This is a genomic window from Brevundimonas sp. (assembly GCF_036732845.1).
Classification (GTDB): Bacteria; Pseudomonadota; Alphaproteobacteria; order Caulobacterales; family Caulobacteraceae; genus Brevundimonas.
In genome coordinates, this window is record NZ_DAINBO010000075.1 from 1 (window position 1) to 4,517 (window position 4,517).

Here is a 4,517-nt window from a genome sequence, read left to right on the forward strand (position 1 = left end):
AAAAGCGACGCCGAACTGACGCGCAAGCTTGTCCGCGCCTAAACGGCGGCGACACAGAACGACCGTATCGCCCCCCTCGCACAAGGGGGATGAACCTATGTCGATCACGCTCCGGTCTCGCCTGCTTCTGGGCGGGGCCTTGTCCATTCTGGCCGCCGCCCCCGCGATGGCCCAGGACATCCGAAACATCGTCGCCGAGGACCGCCTGGCCGGTCCCGAAGGCGCCGGAGGCCCGATCTCCGTCCTGGACGAGGTCGTGGTCACCGCGACCAAGCGCGAGACCAATCTGCAAGACACGCCGATCGCCATCTCGGTCGTGGACGCCGAGACGCTGGAGAACCGGCACGTCCAGTCGATGCTGGACCTGGTCGACGGCGCGGTGCCGTCGCTGCGCGTCTCGACCTTTGAATCGCGCCAGTCGGCCCTGACGGTCGGCATTCGCGGCATCGTGCCGAACGACGCCAACCAGCCCGCCCGGGAACAGGGCGTCGGCGTCTATCTGGACGGCGTCTATCTGGGCCGCCAGCAGGGGCTGAACGCCACCATGCTGGACATCGAACGGGTCGAGGTCCTGCGCGGACCCCAGGGCACGCTGTTCGGGCGCAACACCGAAGGCGGCGCGCTGAGCCTGGTCACCCGGCGCCCCACCGGCGAATTCGGCCTGCGGACCAGCGCCGGAATCTCCAACTTCGGCGGCTACAACGCCGAGGCGCATCTGGACCTGCCCGAGGTCGCCGATTTCAGCGTCAAGCTGGACGGCGCGCTGCAATATCACGACGCCACGACCCGCAATCCGATGGAGGGTCAGACCGGCTGGAACTATCTGAACCGCCGGGGGCTGCGCGCCTCGGTGCTGTGGCGTCCGCGCGACGATTTCAACGCGCTGTACGCCTATGACAACGGCTATGGCGAAAGCACGCCCTTCCTGAGCCAACTGGTCAGCTACAATCCGCTGGGCCTGCCCGTGTCGACGGTCTTTCCGCGTCCGGCCGGAACCATCTCGCCGCTGCCGCCGGGCGTGCATGTGCACACCGACCGCCAGGACGTCGCCGACATCGGCGTGCCCCAGCAACCCAGCATCGACAAGACCTTCGGTCATTCGCTGCACATGAGCTGGGACCTGACGCCCCAGATCGAGCTGCGCTCCATCACCGCCTATCGCGAGGTGAAGGCCTATCAGTACGACAACGCTGGCGGTCCCAACCGTCCGCCGGTCTTCCAGCCCAACGCCCCGGTCGGCAGTTCGGCCCGGAATTTCGCGCGCTACAGCCTGTCGGACCTGGAGCAGTCGCAGTTCAGCCAGGAGTTCCAACTGGTCGGCTCGGCCCTGGACGACCGTCTGGACTATGTGGTCGGCGTCTATCACTTCGAGGAAGAGGCCTGGGAAGAGGCGGCCACGCCCAGCTCCCTGTCCTATGTCGGCTCGACCGGCGCCTATGTCGTGCGTGACCCGGTCACCGCCGGCATCACGCGCGGCTACCGCTCCATCGATCGGGGCAGCCGCGCCGAAGCGCAAAGCCAGGGCGTCTATGTGCACACCGTCTATACGCCGCCGGTGCTGAACGACGCCCTGCATCTCACCCTGGGCGGGCGCCAGACCTGGGACGACAAGAAGGGGGTCCTTTACCGGGTCTCGAACACGCCGCGCGACTTCCGCTTCGACCTGTCGGAAAGCCGGTTCGATCCCATGGTGACCCTGGCCTATGACCTCTCGTCCCAGGTCAATGTCTACGCCACCTATGCCACCGGCTACCGGGCGGGCGGCGCCAATTCGCGCTCCCTGACCTACGCCCCCTTCGAATCCGAAGAGGTGACGTCCTATGAGGTCGGCTTGAAATCGACCCTGTTCGACCGGCTGCGGCTGAATGTCGCCCTCTATGACATGGTGCGCACCAACAGCCAGATCGAGTTCACCCTGGTGGCGCCCGATCCGGTCACCGGCAACACGCGCAACACCGTCGAAACCGTCAACGCGCCGGGCGACACCGACATCTCGGGCCTGGAGCTGGACGCGGTTCTGGACGTGACCGACGACCTGCGCCTCACCCTGGCCTACGCCTATACGGACACCAACGTGCCGGACGCCCAGAACCCGTTCCCGGCGTCGGCGGCCTGCCCGTCCTGCGGCACGATCCAGCCGGTCTTCATCATCTACACCCCGCCCCACGCGGTCACCGCCGCGCTGGACTATGTCCGACCCCTGAGCTGGGGCGAGGTGCGCGCCCACTTGGACGCCAACTATTCCGAGGGGACCCAGAGCTTTGAACAGTCGCCCGAAAAGACGGACGACGCCTTCATCGTCAACGCCCGCCTGGCCCTGGCCGGGGTTCAGGTCGGCGACGGACGGGAAATGACCTTCTCGCTCTGGTCGCGCAACCTGCTGAATGAGGCGCACATCTATCGCCGCTCGACCGAGGGTCGGTCGGGGACCAACGCCATCGGCGACTACGCCAACTTCAACGAACCGCGCACCTACGGCCTGGAGATCTCGGCGCGCTTCTAGACGCCTGCCCCACTCCCAGCCTTCAGCCCGTCCGGTCCTTGACCGGACGGGCTTTTTTGTTCGTCAGCCCCCGCCGACGAACTGCACCACCTCGAAGCGGTCGCCGTCGGCCACCGGCGTGGTCGCGTGCAGGCTCTTGGGCACGATCTCCAGATTGCGCTCGACCGCCACCTTGCGGATGTCCAGGCCCAATTCCTCGACCAGGGCCGATACGGTTTCGGCTCGCGTGTCGCGCGGTTCGCCGTTGACCTGGATGCGCATGACGCTACGTCACTCTTTCCGGCGCGCGGTTTGATTACCGCCGCGCCTCAGCTAAAAGGCCGAACCGAATCCACGGCCGGACATCATAGTCTCGAGCGAATGCCCGAAGCCCTCGCCCTGTACGTCTTGAACGGCCCGAACCTCAACCTTCTGGGGGTGCGTGAGCCGGAAATCTACGGCTCCAAGACCTTGGACGACGTGCGCGCCATCTGTGAGGCGGCGGCGGGCGGCGTCCGCGTCGAATTCCGCCAATCCAATCACGAAGGCGTGCTGATCGACTGGATTCAGGAGGCGCGCACCGCCGCCCTGGCCCTGATCATCAACCCCGCGGCCTACGGCCACACCTCCATCGCCTTGCTGGACGCCTTGAAGACGCTGACGATTCCCGTCGTGGAATGTCATCTGTCCGATCCGACGACCCGCGAGGCGTTCCGCCATCACTCCTATGTGTCCTTGGCGGCCGACGACATCATCACGGGCCAGGGCGCGCAGGGCTATGCAGCCGCCGTCCGGTCTGCTCTGAAACTGGTTCAGGAACGCGCGGCGGCCTGACGCCGTTCGATCCCATAGACAACGAGGCTGAACGTCCCATGGCCGACGACAAGAAGACCAAGAACGACAACGGTGACATCGACACCGCCCTGGTCCGGCAACTGGCCGAGATCCTGAAAGCGACCGATCTGACCGAGATCGAGGTCGAGCGCGACGAGCTGCGCATCCGCGTGGCGCGTGAAATCCACGTCGCCCCGGCCCAGGTCCAGTACGCCGCCGCCCCGGCCGCCGCGCCGGTTCAGGCCGCGCCCGCCGCCCCGGTCTCCATGCCGTCGGACCCGGCCACCATCGTCGCCCGCGCGGGCGAAGAGGTGAAGTCGCCGATGGTCGGCACCGCCTATCTGCAAGCCTCGCCCGAGGCCCCGCCGTTCGTCCAGCCGGGCGACAAGGTCAAGAAGGGCCAGACCCTGCTGATCGTCGAGGCCATGAAGACGATGAACCCGATCCAGTGCCCCCGCGACGGCGTGGTCAAGGACATCCTGGTCGGCGACGGCCAGCCCGTCGAGTTCGGCGAACCTCTCGTCCTGCTCGAGGCCTGATCGCCCAAAGGAACCAGACATGTTCACCAAGGTCCTGATCGCCAACCGCGGCGAGATCGCGCTGCGGGTCCATCGCGCATGCAAGGAGATGGGCATCTCCACCGTCGCCGTGCACTCCGAGGCCGACCGCGGCGCCATGTGGGTGCGCCTGGCCGACGAAAGCGTCTGCATTGGGCCCGCGCCTGCCGCCAAATCCTATCTGAACATCCCCTCGATCATCGCGGCGGCCGAGATCACCGGGGCGCAGGCCATCCACCCCGGCTACGGCTTCCTGTCCGAGAACGCCCGCTTCGCCGAGATCATCGCCGCCCACGGCATGACCTTCATCGGCCCGACGGCCGAGCATATCCGCGTCATGGGCGACAAGATCACCGCCAAACAGACGGTCAAGGACGCCGGCATCCCGGTCGTCCCCGGCTCTGACGGCGAGGTCGAAACGGTCGAGGCCGCCATCGCGGCGTCCAAGACCATCGGCTTTCCCCTGATCGTCAAGGCGGCGGCGGGCGGCGGCGGACGCGGCATGAAGGTGGCCCTGACCGCCGACGATCTGGTCGAGGCCGTCCAGACCGCCCAGTCCGAGGCCCTGGCCGCCTTCGGCAACGGCGCCGTCTATATGGAGCGCTACCTCCAGAAGCCGCGCCATATCGAAATCCAGGTCATCG

At 66.8% G+C, this 4,517-nt stretch carries 5 protein-coding genes; 4 read left to right on the forward strand and 1 reads right to left on the reverse strand.

Features of this window, described 5'->3' with window-relative positions; translation table 11 throughout:
- Nucleotides 1-97 precede the first annotated feature (97 nt).
- Nucleotides 98-2,503, forward strand: a complete 2,406-nt coding sequence (locus tag V7D63_RS13170) for a TonB-dependent receptor (protein WP_333592732.1) — start codon at nucleotides 98-100, stop codon at nucleotides 2,501-2,503.
- 63 nt (nucleotides 2,504-2,566) lie between these two features.
- On the opposite strand, the gene thiS is transcribed toward V7D63_RS13170, so the two are convergent.
- Nucleotides 2,567-2,764 carry a sulfur carrier protein ThiS gene (gene thiS / locus V7D63_RS13175; protein WP_333592733.1) on the reverse strand — a complete coding sequence of 66 codons (198 nt, stop codon included), beginning with the start codon at nucleotides 2,762-2,764 and terminating at the stop codon, nucleotides 2,567-2,569.
- Nucleotides 2,765-2,863: 99 nt separating this feature from the next.
- On the opposite strand from thiS, the gene V7D63_RS13180 reads away from it, so the two are divergent.
- The 3 genes from V7D63_RS13180 to V7D63_RS13190 form a co-directional block, all read left to right on the forward strand.
- A complete protein-coding gene (locus V7D63_RS13180; protein WP_333592734.1) occupies nucleotides 2,864-3,316 on the forward strand; it encodes a type II 3-dehydroquinate dehydratase in 453 nt (150 codons plus the stop codon).
- 38 nt (nucleotides 3,317-3,354) lie between these two features.
- Nucleotides 3,355-3,855 (forward strand): acetyl-CoA carboxylase biotin carboxyl carrier protein, encoded by a 501-nt coding sequence (accB, locus tag V7D63_RS13185; RefSeq protein WP_333592735.1) that lies wholly within the window; start codon nucleotides 3,355-3,357, stop codon nucleotides 3,853-3,855.
- Nucleotides 3,856-3,874: 19 nt separating this feature from the next.
- The coding region (locus tag V7D63_RS13190; RefSeq protein WP_333592736.1) for a biotin carboxylase N-terminal domain-containing protein at nucleotides 3,875-4,517 on the forward strand (643 nt) is incomplete at its 3' end.